Source organism: Actinoplanes sp. NPDC051343 (genome assembly GCF_044455125.1).
In the GTDB taxonomy this organism is placed as follows: Bacteria; Actinomycetota; Actinomycetes; order Mycobacteriales; family Micromonosporaceae; genus Actinoplanes.
Genome location: NZ_JBITEL010000006.1, coordinates 206,252 through 223,233, shown reverse-complemented (window position 1 = coordinate 223,233; position 16,982 = coordinate 206,252). Strand labels below are relative to the sequence as shown.

Genomic DNA, 16,982 nt, shown 5'->3' with positions numbered 1-16,982 from the left:
GGAGCCTTCGCAGCCGGGGCCGGCCGCCGGTCGGGGGTCAGGCCTTGGCGAAGCTCCAGAGATGGTCGGCGGTGCCGCTGTCGGACCACTGGAGCACCTGTGCGCCGGAGGCAGTGCTCATGTTCGTGACGCCGAGCAGCAGACCGCTGTTGACGTTCCACAGCTTGTAGTGGCCGGCGCCGTCCGGCACCGCCGTCCACAGGTGATCGGCGGTGCCCGAGTCGCCCCACACCAGGGCCGGTGCACCCTGGCTGGTCGAGGCGTTCTGGATGCCGAGAACCACGCCGCCGGCCTTGTTGGTGATCTTGTAGTGGCCCGCGCCGTCCGAGACCATCGTCCACACCTGCGAGGTGCTGCTGCTCGCCGATGACTGGACCGCCATCGTGCCCCAGGCCGTCGCGCCGTTGGCCGTGGCCAGTTGCAGCCTGCTGTTGGCGTTGGCGATGCGGTAGTCGCCGGACAGCGGCGGTGTGGAACTGCCCGAACCGGTCGTGATCGTGATGCGGTAGGCGTTGTTGGTGGCCATGGTGATCGGAACTGTGATCGAACCGCCGGCCGGCGTGTAGGTGGCGGTCGAGACCGTGCCCGGCCCGGACGAGGCGACCGTGCGGCCCAGCGACACGGTCTGCTCCACCTTGACGGTGACCGTGCTTCCGAGATTGAGCGAGTTGAGCCCGTTGACCGTCACCGCACAGGATCCGGAGCAGTTTCCGGCCACGATGCTGACCTGGTTGCCGCCGGACGGCACGGAGGCGAATCCGTCGATGCCGGTCTGGGCGGGCGGGGTGGTCGCCACCATGTTGCCGGTCATCGCGGCGTACCACGTGTAGAGCCAGTAGGCGGCGTTCGGGCTGCCGCCGCGGCCGGTCAGCAGATCGCCGAGGGCACCGGACTGGTTCCAGAAGGCGAGTTCGGCGTCGTGGATTCCCAGCCGTTCGAACTTCGAGATGTAGCCGACGAGCGGCCCCGGCAGCCCGACCTCACTCGGGGCGGCGTACTCCTCGATCGCGATGGGCCGCGGGCTGATGCCGAGCTGTTGCTCGATGCCCTGCACGGTGGCCACGTCCCCGGCGATCTTCGAGGACCGTGACAGCTCGTGCCAGGCGAGGATGTCCGGCACGGTGTTCGTCGCGACGGCGTTCTGCAGGAAGTTCCGCATGTCGCCGATGTTGTCGGAGAAGCTGGGGCCTTGGATCGGCTTGTTCGCGTCCAGCGAGCGGATCTGCCGGAACGTGGTCGTCCAGAAGGACTCATAGGTGCCGTTGGCCGAGTTCCAGGTGTTGTCCGACTCGTTCCACGGCGCGTACGCGGCGATGCTGTTGTAGTACGACGACTGCTTCATCGCGGTGATCTGCGAGTTGACGAAGGGCGTCCAGGTGCTCCAGCTGAACTGGTAAGGCCAGCCGGCGTAGTAGTCGGAGAGCCGGTTGACGAGCTTCGCGCCGACGCTGACCGCGGTGGGCGCGACGACGGAGATGTCACCGGTGGGTTGCTGGTGGCCGCCCGCCGGCATCTGGACGAAGGTGTTCGGCTTGATCGCCTGGGCCAGCGAGACCGACGGTTGCGTCGCGTTCGCCAGCCCGTAGAGGCTGCCGGTCGCGACGTGGGTCACCGGCCGCAGCACCTGGGCGGCGTTGACGGTGAGCGTGTTGGACGCGGTCGCGGCCGAGGCCGGGACGACGGCGAGGCCGGCTGCCACGAGGGCACCGGCGAGGACGGCGGCGGAGGTCGCGAGCGCAGAGCCGCGACCCGGCCGGCGGAATCCGATGGGGACGGTGTGGATCATGGTGCGGGGGTCCTTTCCGATGTTCCGTTTCCCGACCGGCTCGGTGGAGGCCGACGGTTTCGGGGCGCGCCCGACTGGAGCTGCAGCAACGAGGGCGGCGAAGGAAAATAGGAAAACGGTTTCCGCACCAAGGTATGGAGCGTCTGTCGCCCCCGTCAAGGTGGAGCCACCTGGTGAAAAGGCGTTATGAGCAGGCGTGCCGAATGGTCGGACCTGTTGCGCCGGGCAACACATTGGCAACATTGGCGAACGTAGATGGAAGCGCTCCCATGACTCGCCAGGGAAGGAAACGCCTCATGTTCAGATCGGGATTCGCCGGCGTCGCGGCCGCCGTCGTGACACTGACGCTCGGGGCCTCGCTGTCGACCGGCCTCCTCGAGGGAACCGCATCGGCCGCTGGACCTTCCGCCGCGGCGTCGACCGCCGGATGTGGCAAGGCGCCGGCGCTGACCAACGGCACCCACACCATCGCCAGCAGCGGGCAGAACCGGACCTACATCCTGCGCCTTCCCGACAACTACGACGCCAACCGGCCGTACAAGCTGATCTTCGCCTTCCACTGGCTGAACGGGACCGCCAACGACGTGGCGACCGGCGGTGCGGACGGGTCGACGTGGGCGTACTACGGGCAGCAGCGCCTGTCCGACAACGGTGCGATCCTGGTCGCCCCGCAGGGTATCGACAACGGCTGGGCCAATACTGGCGGCCGTGACCTGACCCTCGTCGACGACCTGACCGCGCTCATCGAGAACGGCCTGTGCGTCGACACATCGCAGCTGTTCGCCCTCGGATGGAGCTACGGCGGCGCGATCAGCTACGCCGTCGCGTGCGCCCGCCCGACCGTCTTCCGCGCGGTCGCCGTCCTGTCCGGCGCCAATCTGAGCGGCTGCAACGGCGGCACCCAACCCGTTGCCTACCTCGGCATCCACGGCATCCACGACAGCGTGCTCAACATCTCCCTCGGCCGTTCGCTGCGCGACACCTTCGTGCGGAACAACGGCTGCACGGCGCAGACCCCACGGGAGCCGTCGCAGGGAAGCCTCACGCACATCGCGACCAGCTATGCCGGCTGCCGGGCCGGCTATCCGGTGGAGTGGGTCGCCTTCGACGGCGACCACACTCCCGACCCGGTGGACGGGTCCACCGCGACCAGCGGCACGCGGACCTGGACCGCCGGTGAGATCTGGAAGTTCTTCTCCCAGCTGCCCAGCACCACTCCGCCGACCACGCCGCCGGTCACCACTCCGCCCGTCACCACGCCGCCCGTCACCACTCCCCCGGCACAGGCCGGCACCTGCACCGCCGGCTACCAGGTCGTCAGCAGCTGGCCCGGTGGTTTCCAGGCCGACGTCAAGGTTTCCAGCACCGGCTCGACGACGACCACCGGGTGGAGCGTGGGCTGGACGGCGCCCTCCGGCCAGTCGATCAGCCAGATCTGGAACGGCTCGCTGACCACCAGCGGTAGCACGGTGACGGTCACCAACGTCGCCTACAACGGGACGCTCACGCCGGGATCCACCACCAGCTTCGGCGTGCTCGTCTCCGGGACTCCGGCCACGACGCCGGCTCTGACCTGCAGCGCGAAGTAGTGGAGCCACTCATGAAGAGCCGAGCTGTCGTCCTCAGCCTCGTCCTGGCCGGCGCCGTCGGCGCGGTGGCCGCCACGGCCGCCTCGGCCCAGGCGGCCACCGGCTGCCGGGTCGACTACGCCGTAACGAACTCCTGGCCCGGTGGCTTCGGCGCCTCGGTCACCGTCACCAACCTCGGTGACCCGCTCACCGGCTGGCAGCTGTCGTGGACGTACGCCGCCGGGCAGACCGTCACCCAGTTGTGGAGCGGTGTCGTGCAGCAGTCCGGGGCGCAGGTCACCGTCACCAACGCAAGCTACAACGCCGCTCTGCCCACCGGGGGCAGCGCCACCTTCGGCCTCAACGGCGCATCGACCGGCAGCAACCCGGCTCCGGCCGGGTTCGTTCTCAACGGCACGTCCTGTACGGGTGCCCCAGCCCCGTCGTCGCCCACGCCGACCCCGTCGTCGTCGCCCGGCAGCCTTCCGTGCGACATCTACGCCGCGGGCGGCACACCGTGCGTCGCCGCGCACAGTACGACACGGGCGCTGTTCGGCTCCTACACCGGGGCGCTCTACCAGGTGCGCCGGTCCTCGGACAACACCACCCGGGACATCGGGGTGGTGAGCCGCGGCGGCGTCGGGAACGCGTCCACACAGGACGGCTTCTGCGCCGGCGCGACCTGCGTCGTCACCGTCGTCTACGACCAGTCCGGGCACGGAAACAACGTGGCCTACCAGGGTCCGGGCGGCGCGGGCGGCAAGGACACCCCGGCGACCGCCACCCGGGAGACGGTCACCCTCGGCGGCTACAAGGCCTATTCGCTCTACATCAACCCGGGAAACAGCTACTGGCGCAACGGTTCGGCCTCCGGCGTCGCGACCGGGAGCGCTCCGGAGGGCGTCTACATGGTCACCAGCGGAACCCACGTGAACGGCGAATGCTGCTTCGACTACGGCAACAGCGAAACCGACCGCCGCGCCGACGGCGCGGGCGCCATGGACGCGATCTACTTCGGTACGAGTTGCTGGTTCGGCGGCTGCTCCGGCTCCGGGCCCTGGGTCCAGGCCGATCTCGAGTACGGCCTGTACCCCGGCGGCAGCAGCTCGTGGAACCCCAATCAACGCGCGTTCACCAGCAAGTTCGTAACCGCCACGCTGAAGAACAACGGCACCTCACGGTTCGCCATCAAGGGCAGCAACGCCCAGTCGGGCGGGCTCGCCACACTCTGGGACGGCTCGCTGCCACCCGGGTACAGCCCCATGAAGAAGCAGGGCGCCATCATCCTCGGCAGCGGCGGCGACTGCTGCGCCACCAACACCAACCTCAGCGCCGGCACGTTCTACGAAGGCGCCATGGTGGCCGGCTATCCGAGCGACGCCACCGAGAACGCCGTCCAGGCGAGCATCGTCGCGGCCGGCTACCGATGACCGAGAGGGATCCCATGCCCCGTCACCATCTCACCCGGCGGTCCCTGCTGGCCGCGGCCGGCGCCGCGAGCGCTACCTTCCTGCGGACGACGTCTGCCTCGGGCGCTGTTCCGGGCCCATCGAGCTATTCGCCCACCTGGCCGTCGGTCGACCAGCATCCGCCGGCGCCGGAATGGTTCCAGGACGCCAAGTTCGGCATCTACTACCACTGGGGCGCGTTCAGCGTTCCCGCAACTGGGTCCAGTTCGCGCCCGCGCTCGCCTCGGCCGGCGGTCACTTCGATCCCGCGGCGTGGGCCCAGCTGTTCGTCGACGCCGGCGCGAAGTTCGCCGGGCCGGTCGCCGAGCACCACGACGGCTTCTCGATGTGGAACAGCAGCGTGAACGAGTGGAACTCGGTCAGCCGGGGGACCGAAGCTGGACCTGCTCCGCCTGCATTCGGACGCGATCCGCGGCAGAGGCCTCAAGCTGATGGTGGCGATGCACCACGCGTACAACTTCACCGGCTACTACCAGTGGGCGCCGGCCCAGTCCGACTCGAGCCTCAAGAAACTCTACGGCCAGCTCGGCGCGGCGGCCGAACAGCAGCTGTGGTACGACAAGTTGCGCGAGGTGGTCGACGGCTACCAGCCGGACATCCTCTGGCAGGACTTCAACCTCACTCAACTGCCCGAGTCGCGGCGGCTGGACTTCTTGTCGTACTACTACAACCGGGCCGTGGCCTGGAACAAGGAAGTCGTCGCGACCTACAAGGACGGCTTCGACAACTCCGGCGAGGTCTTCGACTTCGAGCGGGGCGGCCCGGCCGGCATCCAGGTTCCGTACTGGCTGACCGACGACAGCATCAGCAGCTCGAGCTGGTGCTACACGACCGGCATCGGTTACTACTCCACCAACGCGCTGCTGCACGCACTCCTCGACCGGGTCAGCAAGAACGGCACCATGGTGCTCAACATCGCCCCGATGGCGGACGGCACGATACCGTCCGGGCAGCAGTCCGTGCTACGGGGCATCGGCGACTACCTCCGGCGCTTCGGTGAATCGGTGTACGCGACCCGCGCCTGGACGACGTTCGGCGAGGGCTCCACCCAGATGGGGTGGCGGAACCTTTCAGACGCCGCGCACCGGCACCGCACAGGACATCCGGTTCACCCGGAACAAGGACAGCCGGGTGCTCTATGCGACCTTCCTCGGCTGGCCCGGCAGCACGGCGACGATCAGCACGCTGAGCTCGGGCCGGATCGATCTGTCGACGCTCACCACGGTGCAGCTGCTCGGCAGCGATGCCGGCGCGTACACCGATCCGCCCGCCCACACCCAGGACGGCGGCGGCCTGCACGTCACGCTTCCGTCCGCCGCGCCGCACAGCGCCCCGGCCTACGTGCTGAGGCTGGCCTTCTCGGGGACGATCCCGCAGCTCGATTCCGGCAACGCCGGGGTGCCCACCGGCTGGGCGCGCGTCACCAACGTCGCCACGGGACTCGTGCTCGACGGCGGGGGCAACGTCGGCTCGGGCTCGCAGCTGAAGCAGTGGAACTACGACGGCAGCACCAACCTGCAGTGGCAGTTCGTCTCCCTCGGCAGCGGCTGGTACCGGATCACCAACCGCACCAACGGCCTGGTCGCCGACAGCGGAGGCAACGCCGCGAACGGTGCCCTGGCGACCGAGGCCTCCTGGAACGCCGGCAACAACCAGCAGTGGCGGCTCAACGACATGGGCAACGGCCGCTACCAGGTCGTCAACCGTGGCACCGGCACCGCCCTCGACAGCGGTGGCGTCACCACGGTCGGGGCTCCGGTGAAGCTCTGGGCGCCTGACTCCAGCGCCAACCTGCAGTGGACGATCAGCGTGGCGTAGCTACGGCAATTGAGAGGAAGGAGGGGCCCGGCGCGAGCGCCGGGCCCCTCCGTCGTGCGTCAGCGCTTCAGGGTCAGCACACCCGGTCGCCAGGGGAGCTGGTCGTAAGCGCCACCGGCGTTGGGATCCTTGCCCTGGTAGAGCAACTGCAGGTTGCAGGGGTCGACGGTCATGGTCTGGTCGGGGTTGCTGCGCACGAGGTCTCCGTGGCTGATGTCGTTGGTCCAGGTCGCACCGCTGTTGGCCTTGCCGGCGAAGGGGTTGCTCTCGCTGGCCGCCTGCGGGGTCCACGATCCGCCCAGGCTGGTGGCGGTGAACGAGCGGAAGTACCGCCCCTGGCTACCGATCGCCTCGACGATCATCAGGTACTGGTTCTGGCCCTGGACCTTGTAGACCTGAACCGCCTCGAAGAGGTTGTTCGTCGAGTCGCTCATGACCGTGGTGTACGACGAGCCGAAGCTGCCGGGGAAGTTCCCGATCGGCATGCTGGCCCGGTAGATCTTGCCGTTGTCGCCGGCGAAGAACAGGTACATGTTCTGGCCGTCGCCGATGACCGTCTGGTCGATGACGCCGGTGCCGGAGCCGGAGATGCTGCCGGTGAACAGTGTCTGCGCCGCCGACCATCCGTTGGCGTTGGTCGGGTCGCTGGAGGTCTTGTAGCTGAACGCGGTCGGACCCCACTGGTAGGCCAGTACCCAGATGTTCTTCGGGGCGAAGTAGAACAGCGTGGGCGCCACCGTGCCCTGGCTCATCCCGTTCTGGCTGGCCGAAGCCATGTCGGACCAGTTGGTGAACAGGCCGAAGTTCATCGAGCCGTACCCCGACCCGGAGACGTCCGAGGCGTAGACCAGGTGTTTGCCGTTGTAGACGACGTTGGTGAAGTCCTTCAACGACACCCATCCCGACTTGGGGGTGGCCAGCGGGCCGGTCGACGTCCACCGATAGCTCGACGGAAGCGTGCAGCTGCTGGGCGACGTCGTGGGCGGGGTGGTCGGAGGCGTGGTCGTCGGCGGCGTAGTCGTCGGACCCGTGCTCCCGGTGCAGGACACCCCGTTGACGGCGAAGCTCATCGGCACCGGGTTGCCGCTCGTCCACGATCCGTTGAAACCGAACGACACCGTGCCGTTGGTCGGGACCGCGCCGTTGTAACTTACGTTCTTCGCGGTCACCGCCGAGCCGCTCTGGGTCACCGACGCGTTCCAGGCCTGTGTGACGGTCTGCCCGCCACCGAACGACCACGTCAAGGTCCAGCCGTTCAACGCATCACCCAGGTTCGTGATCGACACGCTGGCGCCGAACCCGCCCTGCCACTGCGACGACACGGCATAGTTCACCGAACAGCCCGTCGTGGCGGCCTGGGCCGGCAACGCGACGGCGACCGCTGCCGACGCGAGCAGCAGGACGCCCGCCGACACCAGTCCGGCATTGGTCACCCTGAATCTCTTCATAACACTTTCTCCTGACCGGATCGCGCTCTACGCATTCGTGGAGGTCGCCGCGTAGTGAGCGTTAACAACGCGTGTCAGGCATGCTACGGGAGCGCTCCCATACACTCAATAAACAGTCCGCAGCGCATTTTTATCGCGGCATGTGATCCCTGCTCACGGCCGAGAGATTCGGCGGTAACAACTTTTAAGTAGGCGATTCTTGCCAATAGGGAAAACCGCTCGGGGCCACCGCCGAAAGGAGGCGTTCTCAGTGGCCCCAGCCCCGGCGCCGCGGCGGTGACGGCGGCTTCGCCGGATGCGCGGGGTGCTTGGCCGCCCGAGCAGCGGCCGGTCCTTTGGCGCCGGGCGCTGCAGCGCCGGGCCCTGCAACGCCGGGCCGGGGCTTGGCCGCCACATGTCCGGCGACGGTGGCCGGCTTCGGCCTCTTCGCCGCCACGGTCACCGCGGGAGCGCCCGGCAGCGTCGTGGGCGTGCCGGACGGCCCCCGAACGGACAACTCGGACCCGCAGGCGACGTCGTTGAGAGCGAACGACTGCGGCAGCCGCGCGGTGTCGGCGTACGTGGCTTCGAACCAGGTGCGCGCCGTCGCGTCGGCCGGCAGGCCGTTGCCCCGGGCCTCGACGACCTCGCCGTCCTGGTGCCACGAGGCGTCGGCACCACGCACCAGTCGCTGGCCGCCGGGCAGCCGGAAGGTGAGCGTCCAGGGCCCGGTCGGCGACGATGCCGTGTTGGTCACCGTCACCGTCGTGGTGGACCGGCCGGCCGGCGCCACGCTCATCGAATATGCCACTTCGCAGGACGGTGCGGCCGCCGCGGCCGGCTCGGATCCGGCGCGGCCGTGGCCCGGCCAGAGGAGCGCGGTCACGGTCGCCGCGAGGATCAGCAGGGCGGCGGCCGAGACCGCTCGGTGACGGACCGGCCATCCGAGGATCTCGCGGCTGAGCACCCGGGACGCCGCGGGCACCTGCGTTGCGGTCGGCGAGGCCGCGGTGGCCGCCTCGGTCCGGGCGTCCGTGGTGTCGCCACCCGCACCGGTCATGGTGGTCAGAAGCATCGCCGGGGGCAGCCCGGCGGCCTGGCGCAGGATGCGGGCAGCGGCCACCGCCGGCGGGCGGTCCGACGGCGTCTTGGCCAGGCAGTGCTGAACGAGTTCGCCGACGTCGCCGGGGAGGCCGGGCACGGCGGGCAGCGGCGCCGGGTCACGGTAGCGGTGGGCGACCAGCATCTGGGTGGTCGTCGACGCGTTCCACGGCATCCGGCCCGCCAGCATCAGGTAGAGCAGCACACCCAGCGCGTAGACGTCGGTGGCCGGCCGCACGATGCCGTTGACCAGGCGTTCCGGGGCCAGATAGGCGGGCGTGCCGATGATCTCGTCGGTGACGGTGTCCCGGTCCCCGACGGCGGCCGAGATGCCGAAGTCGACCAGTTTGACGCCGCCGGCGGCGACCATCACGTTGCCCGGTTTGACGTCGCGGTGCACGACCCCGTGGTCGTGTGCGGCGGCGAGCGCGGCGGCCACCTGGGCGCCGATCAGCACCGCCAGCCGCCAGGGCAGCGGCCCGGCACTGAGCAGGGCACTGAGCGAGCGGCCCTCCACCAGTTCCATGACGACGTACGGCACCGGGGTGCCCTGCACCGAGGTCTCGCCGTAGTCGTAGACCTCCACCACGTTGTCGTGGCGCAGGCGAGCGGCGGCCCGGGCCTCCCCGTACAGGCGGGTCAGTGACGCCGGGTCGGCGGCGACGCCGGCCGACAGCACCTTGACCGCCACTTCCCGGCCGAGCAGCTGATCCTCGGCCTTCCAGACCACGGACATGCCGCCCCGGCCGATGGGTTCGCGGAGGAGATACCGATGCCCGATGGCGTGTCCCGGCTGCACGAGTGGCGAGGTGCCCGCCCGGGACCCTGCGCAAACCGCCGGCCCGGGTCGTCCGGGCCGGCGGTGGCGGTGGCGGTGCGACCGGTCAGCCGACCCGGCAGGCCGGGGTGGCGGAGGGGCCGGTGCCGGTGCCCTGGAAGCCGAACTCGGTGTTGCCGCCGGCCGCGATCTGGCCGTTGTAGCTGACATTGTGGAAGGTCACGCTGCCGGTGGTGCCGGTGTTGGTGGCGTTCCAGATGCCGGTGAGCGCACCGCCCGACGGCAGCGTGAGGGTGACCGTCCAGCCGTTGACGGCGGCCGAGCCGGCCGTGACGCGGACCGTCGCGGTGTAGCCGCCGCTCCAGGAATTGAGCGAGACGGAGGCACTGCAGGCGCCGGACGGTGCCGTGGTCGGTCCCGTGGTCGGGGGCGTGGTCGAGCCGCCGGCGTTGAGTGCGTTGAGCACCGAGGTGTAGGCGGCCTTCTTGTTGCCCGAGCCGTCGAACAGCAGCGGGTTCTCGCCGGTGCGCCACGAGTCGCTGTCCCGGATGCCCCAGACGGTGATGCCGGTGCAGCGCGACACCGCCATGCAGGCCTTGGTCACCGAGGCGTAGATGTTGGCCTGGTTGCCGCCCTGGGCCACGTCGAGCTCGGTGATCTGCACGTCGACGCCGAGGTTGGCGAAACGCTGCAGGTTGGCCTGGTAGTCACCCGGGATGGTGGTGCCCAGGTGGGACTGGAAGCCGACGCAGTCGATCGGCACACCGCGCGCCTTGAAGTCGGCGACCATGTTGTAGACGCCGGTGCTCTTCGCGTTGACGCCGTCGGTGTTGTAGTCGTTGTAGCAGAGCTTGGCGCCCGGGTCGGCGGCGCGGGCGGCCCGGAAGGCGGCCTCGATCCAGTCGTTGCCGGTGCGCTGCAGGTTGGAGTCGCGGCGGGCGCCGCTGCCGCCGTCGGCGAACGCCTCGTTCACCACGTCCCAGGCGTAGATCTTGCCCTTGTAGTGGCTCGCGACCTGGGTGACGTGATTGATCATGGCGCTGCGCAGCGCGCTGCCGGACAGGCCGGCCACCCAGGAGGGCTGCTGGGCGTGCCAGAGCAGGTTGTGCCCGCGCACCCGCGAGCCGTTGGACTGGGCCTGGGTGACGATGCGGTCGCCGTTGGTGTAGGTGAACCGGCCCTGGGACGGCTCGGTGGCGTCCCACTTCATCTCGTTCTCCGGGGTGATCATGTTGAATTCCCGGGTCAGGATGCCGGTGTAGGTGGAGTCGCCGAGTTTGCCGGCGGCGACCGCGGTGCCGAAGTAGCGGCCGGACTGCGCGGCGGAGGCGCCGAGCGTGCTCGCGGCCTCGGCGGTGCCGACGAGGGTCAAGACGGTGGCTACGGCCGCGGCGGGCAGCAGGAGGAGCAGGGGACGGACTGGCATGGCAGGAACGGCCTTTCTCGCGTACGGGAAAAAGCGCAAGCCGGGGTGCCGCGGTGGTGGATTCCGCGGCACCAGGAAGACGTGGGAGCGCTTCCATTCGCGCTCGCCAATGTTGCCAGGACCATTCGCCGCAGCTCAAGATCCGACCAATTGAAACCGGTCGGCATAACGACTTTTCAGTTCACCGGCGGGCGCACCAGGAAGGAACTGTCCGCACGGAAGGCCGCGCTCCCGTCGAATTGGTCGAGCCACATCTGATTGCCGACGTGACGCAGGAAGAACCCGGGAAAGTTGACCGATTCCAGCGACACCGAGCCCGCACGGAAGCCGGCCCGGGCGCAGAAGGTGGCATCCCGCCGGAAGAGCGCGGTCCGGTCGTCGGAGCTCAGCCGCAGCCGGAAGGAGGAATGGCGCAGATATCGTCCGTCCGGGCCGCGGAACGAGAAGCAGGACGGTTCGGCGAGTCCGGGAACGGCGTGCAGCGTGGCTTGCGGCCCGGCCGGGGCCAGCACACCGCTGTCACCGGCCACGGCGATGTAGCGCCCGGCGGCCGAGGCCGACTCGAGCGACACCCGGCCGGTTCGCAGCAACACGGCCGACGGGCTCGTCCGCGGCGTGCCGGTGCCCGGGAGCCGATGGGGTGCCACGGCGTCGGCCCGCGCCGGCGGGGCGGCGGTGGGCCGCTCCGCGACGGGCACCGCGATTCCCAGGGCCAGCACGCCCACGCTGACCGAGGTGACCACCGGGTGGACGGCGGCGGTGTGGAAGGCGCGACCCAGCCACGAGGTCACACCGGCGGCCACCGGCGCTCCGGAGCCACCCACGGCGCCCGCCAGGAAGGCTTTCGCGAGCGTGAGCGGCACCGGCAGCAGCACCAGCCCGGCGAGCAGCCGCTCGACCGGCAGGAGGGACCGGGCGGCGGGCGCACACCACGGACAGGTCAGCACGTGGCGCCCGATCCGCTTGCGCCAATAGGGTCCGGGCACGCCGTCCCAGTCCGCGATCACGTCCGTGAGCACGTCACACCCGGGCATCGCCTCCAGAGCCGCCACCACCTTGCGGCTGAGCTCCAGCTGCTCGCGCATGCGCTGCAGCCGTACGCCGGCGTGGGCGACGCCGGTGCCCAGCGCGACCGCGACCTCGGGCCGGGTGAGTTCGCCGACCGTCTCCAGCCACCACAGCGAATAGACCACGCGGTCGTCGGCGCCCATCCACCGTGTCGCGTGGCCGACCTGGCGGCGCTGCGTGGCCAGCTCGACCTGCAGCAGCACCAGGCTCTCCGCCTCCGCACCGGCGCGGCCGATCGCCGCTTCCAGCGGCGCCACGCGCCGGGCCGCGATGTTCTCCCGCGCCAGGTGGCTGCCGATCTGACGTACGGCGATAGCCGTCAGCCAGGCTCGGAAGCTGCCCGTGGACCGCAGCTCGGGCAGCTGCCGCATCGCGCGGACCATGATGTCCTGCACGACGTCGTCGACGTCGGGGTCGTCGTGCAGCGCCTGCCGGACGAGGTTGTAGACCATCGGCAGGTGTCGGCGCGCCAGTTCGTTCAGCGCGTCGCGATCACCCATCCGGGCCGTCGCGACCAGCGCGTCGTCGCGTACCTGCAAGGGCTGAACCATGGTGTTGTCCTGACTGCGACGAGCTCCGGGTGAACGTTCACAAATGCTAGGAGTGCCGGACAGCGCATTCAAGGACGCGGATTTGCTCAGACTGTCGTGATCATGCCGCCGTCGATGACGTACTCCGCACCGGTGACGTTGCCGACACGGTCGCTGGCCAGCAGCACCACTAGGTCGGCGACCTCCTCGGGCCGGGTGAAGCGACCGGTCACCATCTCGGCCTTGGCACCCGCCTCGACCTGGGCCGGGGTGAGGCCGCGGGCCGCGCTGACGGTCGCGGCGACCCCGTTGCCGCCGAGCCAGAGGTCGGTGGCGACCGGGCCCGGCGCGACCGTGTTGACCCGGATGCCGCGCGGGCCGAACTCCTTCGACAGCGACTTGGCAAAGCTGGTCAGGGCCGCCTTGGCCGCCGAGTAGTCGATGACCAGCGGGTCGGCCAGCCGGTGGTTGACCGAGCCGGTGTTGACGATCGCCCCTCCCCCGCCAGCCAGCATGACCGGCAGCGCCGCCCGGGTCGCGCGGACCGCGGCCATCACGTTGAGGTTCCAGGTCGTCGCCCACATGTCGTCGGTGACCTCGAGAAAGCCCTGCGGCCTCGGCGGCGCGATGCCGACGTTGTTGACCAGCACGTCGATGCGGTCGCCGGCGGCGGCGACCAGCTCCCCCGGGCCGGCCGGATCGGACAGATCGACCTCGACCGGCGTGACGCCGTCGAGCTTCGACAGTTCGGGGGTGATCGTGCGCGAGCCGGCCACCACGGTGGCGCCCTCGGCCACGAAACCACGCACGATCGCGAGGCCGATGCCCTTGCCTGCGCCGGTCACCACAACACGTTTGCCTGCCAGTTCGAGATCCACGGCTCGATGCTTGTGGAACCGGCCGGGCCCGTCAACCGCTTCGGTCCAGACGGGCAACCAGCAGGCCGAGGTCGCGGCGGCGGGAATCGGCGGCCCACACCGCCCACGTGCGCCGTACCAGCGGCGCGCCGACCAGCGGAACCCGGACGACGCCGCCGGGCAGCGGCTGCGCCCAGTCCGGCGGGGCGAACGCGAACGCCCGCCCGGAGGCGACCGCGGCGAACTTCACCTCGGCGATCAGCGACTGCCCCGGGCCGGCGGCCGGTCCGGGGTTCAGGCCGTGGCTTCGCAGGATCGCGACCGTCTCGTCGTACCAGGCCGGGCTGTCGGTGCGCGGGAAGCCGACCCAGTCCAGGCCGGCGAGCGCTTCCAGGCGAACGCCGTCCCGGTGGGCCCCGCTGAGCAGGACCCTCGAGCGGCTCCTCGACCACGACCACCGCGTCCAGCTCGCGGTCGGGCGGCCTCGTGCGCACCAGCCCGACCTCCAGCTCACCGTCGCGCAGGGCGTCCAGCTGGGCGGCCGACGACAGGTGGCGCACCACGGCCCGGGTCCGCGGATGCGCCTCGGCCAGCGCTTTCAGCGCTTCCGGGAGGAGATCCGGCGGCAGCTCCAGCGGTACGCCGACGCGCAGCACCGAAGCACCCGCGCCGCCGAACCGGCCCGCCGCGGTGATCGCCTGCTCGTACCGCGCCAGCACCGCGCGCGCCTCGCCGAGGGAACCGCCGCGATGGGCGATTCCCTCCAGCAGCTGGCATCGATGGGCCCGGCCGGGCGGCCGGCGAGCCCGGACGAGATCGCGGCGGCGATCACGTTCCTGGCCGGCGACGCGGCCTCGTTCGTGCACGGCGCGATCCTGCCCGCCGACGGCGGCCGGATCGCCGTCCGATCAGCACGGCGCTTCAGCGCCGGCGCAGGTAGCGGACCAGGCCGAGGACGTCCTCCGGCACCAGCCGGCCGATCGCGCCGCTCGAGTAGACGCTGATCACCACCTTGCCCTCCGGGTCGACGACGAAGCCGGTCGACTGCAGGTAGCGCGGCTCGGGGTTGACGAACGCGCCGGTAGCCGCGGCGATCGTGTCCGCGTCGGCGCCGTAGCCGATCGGGAAGGTGAGCCGGTGCCGGTCGATCATCTCCTTCGCCGTCGTCTCGTCGTCGACCGACAGCGAGACGACGGCGATGCCGGCCTCCTCCAGCTCGGGCCGGGCTCGCTGGAAGGCGCGCAGCTGGGCCACACAGTAGGGGCACCAGGAGCCCCGGTTGAACAGCACCACCGCGTAGTCGCCGGCCAGGGCGGACGGCACGTCGAGGCGGCCGCCTCCGGCGAGGGTCAGGGTCAGGGCGGGGAAGTCGTCCCCCGGTTTCAGCAGAGCCATATCCCGTACGCGGCGCAACGCGGCCCGTTCTTACCGGCCGGTCGTCATCCGGTAGTCACCGGGAGGCGGACCTCGAAGCGGCAGCCGTGGCCGGTGTTACGGACGTCGACGTGCCCGCCGTGGGCCTCGACCAGCCCGCGTACGATCGCCAGCCCGAGCCCTCCCCCGGCGCCCGACCCGGCGGCCTGCGGCGTGCGCGCGCGCTCGCCGCGGAAGGCGACCTCGAAGACCCGGTCGAGATCGCCGGCCGGGATGCCGCCGCAGGTGTCCGAGACCGCGAGCCAGACGCCGTCCTGCCCCTGCCCGGCGTCGATCTGCACGGTGCCCGCCTCGGGGGTGTAGCGGACCGAGTTGACCAGCAGGTTGCTGACCACCCGGGCCAGTTCGCGCTCGCCGCCCCGCACGATCGGCCAGCCGGTCTCGGCCGCCACCAGGGTGATCCGCTTGCTGGCGGCGAGCGGGGCGATGCCGGCGATCGCGTCGGACACCACCTCGCGCAGCGGCACCCGGGTCGGGGCGAGCCGCAGCGCGCCCGCGTTGATCCGGGACAGCTCGAACAGGTCGTCGACCAGCTGGGCCATCCGGTCGGCCTCGACCCGGATCCGGCCGTGGTAGTCGGCGACCGTGGCCGGGTCGCGGACGATGCCGTCCTCCAGGGCCTCGGCCATCGCGCGCAGCCCGGCCAACGGCGTACGCAAATCGTGCGAGACCCAGGCGACCAGCTCGCGCCGCCCGGCCTCGAGCCGCCGCTCGCGTTTGCGGGCCGTCTCGGCCCAGACCGCCGAGGCGGCCAGCCGCCGCCCGAAGACGACGCCGACGGCCAGGCTGACCACCGCCGACGCGCTGACCGTGATGAGCACGACCCGCAGGTCGTGCCCGGAGAGGAACATCGCCTTGGCCACCGCGACGACCCCGGCGACCACGGCCAGCACGGTGACCGCGAGCATCACCACGGTGTGGGTCAGGATCGAACGGCCGCGCAGCAGGCGCAGCACGACCGCGCCCACCAGGGCCACCGCCCCGCCGGCGGCCAGCGCGTAGAGCCCGATCTCGAGCGAGATCATCGGGCGGCCGCCGGTTCGTAGCGGTAGCCGACGCCCCACACGGTCAGCACCCGCGCCGGCTCGGCCGGATCGGCCTCGACCTTCTCCCGCAGCCGCCGCACGTGCACGGTCACCGTCGACTGGTCACCGAACTGCCAGCCCCACACCCGGCCCAGCAGTTCGTTGCGCGACCACGCCTTGCGCGGGTGGGTCATGAGGAAGACCAGCAGGTCGAACTCCCGTACGGTCAGCGCCAGCGGCAACCCGCCGAGCCGGGCGATGCGCCGGGCCGTGTCGACCGTCAGGTCGCCGTCGGCGAGCGTCTCCGGGGCCTGTTCGGGCGGGGGCCCGGCGGCCCGGCGCAGCACCGAACGCACCCGCAGCACCAGTTCGCGCGGCGAGAACGGCTTGGTCACGTAGTCGTCGGCGCCGACCTCGAGGCCCAGCACCCGGTCGACTTCCTCGCCGAGCGCGGTCAGCATGATGACCGGCAGGCCGGGGTGCGTGCTGCGCAACCGCCGGCACACCTCGAGGCCGTCGATGCCGGGCATCATGATGTCGAGCACCACCAGGTCGGGCCGCTCGGCGTCGATCGCGGCGAGGCCGGAGCCGCCGTCCCCGGCCAGCCGCACCCGGCAGCCGGCCTGCTCCAGATATCGCCGCACGACGTCGCTGACGGTCGGGTCGTCGTCCACGACCAGCACGTTCTGCCCCAT

The 16,982-nt window shown here is 70.7% G+C and carries 14 protein-coding genes and 3 pseudogenes; 6 read left to right on the top strand and 11 right to left on the bottom strand.

Going from position 1 to position 16,982, the window contains the following annotated elements; all coding sequences use genetic code 11:
* Positions 1–37: 37 nt before the first annotated feature.
* Positions 38–1,786: an RICIN domain-containing protein gene (locus tag ACIA5C_RS21220; protein ID WP_396057036.1), complete on the bottom strand. Its 1,749-nt coding sequence runs from the start codon at positions 1,784–1,786 to the stop codon at positions 38–40.
* A gap of 296 nt (positions 1,787–2,082) precedes the next feature.
* Between ACIA5C_RS21220 and ACIA5C_RS21215 the strand changes: the two genes are divergently transcribed.
* The 5 genes and pseudogenes from ACIA5C_RS21215 (at position 2,083) to ACIA5C_RS21195 (ending at position 6,641) form a co-directional block, all read left to right on the top strand.
* The gene (locus ACIA5C_RS21215) at positions 2,083–3,375 is read left to right on the top strand and encodes a cellulose binding domain-containing protein (protein WP_396057034.1); all 1,293 of its coding nucleotides are present in this window, start codon (positions 2,083–2,085) and stop codon (positions 3,373–3,375) included.
* 11 nt (positions 3,376–3,386) lie between these two features.
* On the top strand, positions 3,387–4,784 hold the full coding sequence (locus ACIA5C_RS21210; RefSeq protein ID WP_396057032.1) for an arabinofuranosidase catalytic domain-containing protein: 1,398 nt from the start codon (positions 3,387–3,389) through the stop codon (positions 4,782–4,784).
* Positions 4,781–5,136 (top strand): annotated as a pseudogene (locus ACIA5C_RS21205) (alpha-L-fucosidase); the annotation flags it as partial. The gene ACIA5C_RS21210 and the pseudogene ACIA5C_RS21205, both read left to right, overlap by 4 nt.
* 118 nt (positions 5,137–5,254) lie before the next feature.
* Positions 5,255–5,764 (top strand): annotated as a pseudogene (locus ACIA5C_RS21200) (alpha-L-fucosidase); the annotation flags it as partial.
* A 190-nt stretch (positions 5,765–5,954) separates the two neighbouring features.
* Positions 5,955–6,641 carry an RICIN domain-containing protein gene (locus tag ACIA5C_RS21195; protein ID WP_396057030.1) on the top strand — a complete coding sequence of 229 codons (687 nt, stop codon included), beginning with the start codon at positions 5,955–5,957 and terminating at the stop codon, positions 6,639–6,641.
* Positions 6,642–6,700: 59 nt separating this feature from the next.
* Here the strand turns inward: ACIA5C_RS21195 and ACIA5C_RS21190 are convergent, their stop codons facing one another.
* The 7 genes and pseudogenes from ACIA5C_RS21190 to ACIA5C_RS21160 all read right to left on the bottom strand — a co-directional run.
* Positions 6,701–8,089 carry a non-reducing end alpha-L-arabinofuranosidase family hydrolase gene (locus ACIA5C_RS21190; RefSeq protein WP_396057028.1) on the bottom strand — a complete coding sequence of 463 codons (1,389 nt, stop codon included), beginning with the start codon at positions 8,087–8,089 and terminating at the stop codon, positions 6,701–6,703.
* A 247-nt stretch (positions 8,090–8,336) separates the two neighbouring features.
* Entirely contained in the window at positions 8,337–10,157 is a 1,821-nt protein-coding gene (locus ACIA5C_RS21185) for a serine/threonine-protein kinase (protein WP_396057026.1), read from the bottom strand.
* Positions 10,054–11,373 (bottom strand): endo-1,4-beta-xylanase, encoded by a 1,320-nt coding sequence (locus ACIA5C_RS21180; RefSeq protein ID WP_396057024.1) that lies wholly within the window; start codon positions 11,371–11,373, stop codon positions 10,054–10,056. Before ACIA5C_RS21180 ends, ACIA5C_RS21185 begins: the two co-directional genes overlap by 104 nt.
* A gap of 176 nt (positions 11,374–11,549) precedes the next feature.
* Positions 11,550–12,992: a sigma-70 family RNA polymerase sigma factor gene (locus tag ACIA5C_RS21175; RefSeq protein ID WP_396057022.1), complete on the bottom strand. Its 1,443-nt coding sequence runs from the start codon at positions 12,990–12,992 to the stop codon at positions 11,550–11,552.
* A gap of 86 nt (positions 12,993–13,078) precedes the next feature.
* Positions 13,079–13,849: an SDR family NAD(P)-dependent oxidoreductase gene (locus ACIA5C_RS21170; protein ID WP_396057020.1), complete on the bottom strand. Its 771-nt coding sequence runs from the start codon at positions 13,847–13,849 to the stop codon at positions 13,079–13,081.
* A 31-nt stretch (positions 13,850–13,880) separates the two neighbouring features.
* A complete protein-coding gene (locus ACIA5C_RS21165; RefSeq protein WP_396057018.1) occupies positions 13,881–14,342 on the bottom strand; it encodes a LysR substrate-binding domain-containing protein in 462 nt (153 codons plus the stop codon).
* Positions 14,329–14,484, bottom strand: a pseudogene (locus ACIA5C_RS21160) (LysR substrate-binding domain-containing protein); the annotation flags it as partial. The pseudogene ACIA5C_RS21160 and the gene ACIA5C_RS21165, both read right to left, overlap by 14 nt.
* A 93-nt stretch (positions 14,485–14,577) precedes the next feature.
* Between ACIA5C_RS21160 and ACIA5C_RS21155 the strand changes: the two are divergent.
* Positions 14,578–14,832, top strand: coding sequence for an SDR family oxidoreductase (locus ACIA5C_RS21155; RefSeq protein WP_396057688.1), 255 nt, complete (start codon positions 14,578–14,580; stop codon positions 14,830–14,832).
* Here ACIA5C_RS21155 and ACIA5C_RS21150 read toward each other — a convergent pair.
* Genes ACIA5C_RS21150 through ACIA5C_RS21140 form a run of 3 tightly spaced genes read right to left on the bottom strand, consistent with a single transcriptional unit; the run spans position 14,750 to position 16,982 of the window.
* Positions 14,750–15,223 (bottom strand): peroxiredoxin family protein, encoded by a 474-nt coding sequence (locus ACIA5C_RS21150; RefSeq protein ID WP_396057016.1) that lies wholly within the window; start codon positions 15,221–15,223, stop codon positions 14,750–14,752. The genes ACIA5C_RS21155 and ACIA5C_RS21150 overlap by 83 nt on opposite strands.
* A 44-nt stretch (positions 15,224–15,267) precedes the next feature.
* The gene (locus ACIA5C_RS21145) at positions 15,268–16,287 is read right to left on the bottom strand and encodes a sensor histidine kinase (protein ID WP_396057014.1); all 1,020 of its coding nucleotides are present in this window, start codon (positions 16,285–16,287) and stop codon (positions 15,268–15,270) included.
* Positions 16,284–16,982, bottom strand: a complete 699-nt coding sequence (locus ACIA5C_RS21140; protein WP_396057686.1) for a response regulator transcription factor — start codon at positions 16,980–16,982, stop codon at positions 16,284–16,286. The genes ACIA5C_RS21145 and ACIA5C_RS21140 overlap by 4 nt, the downstream gene beginning before the upstream one ends.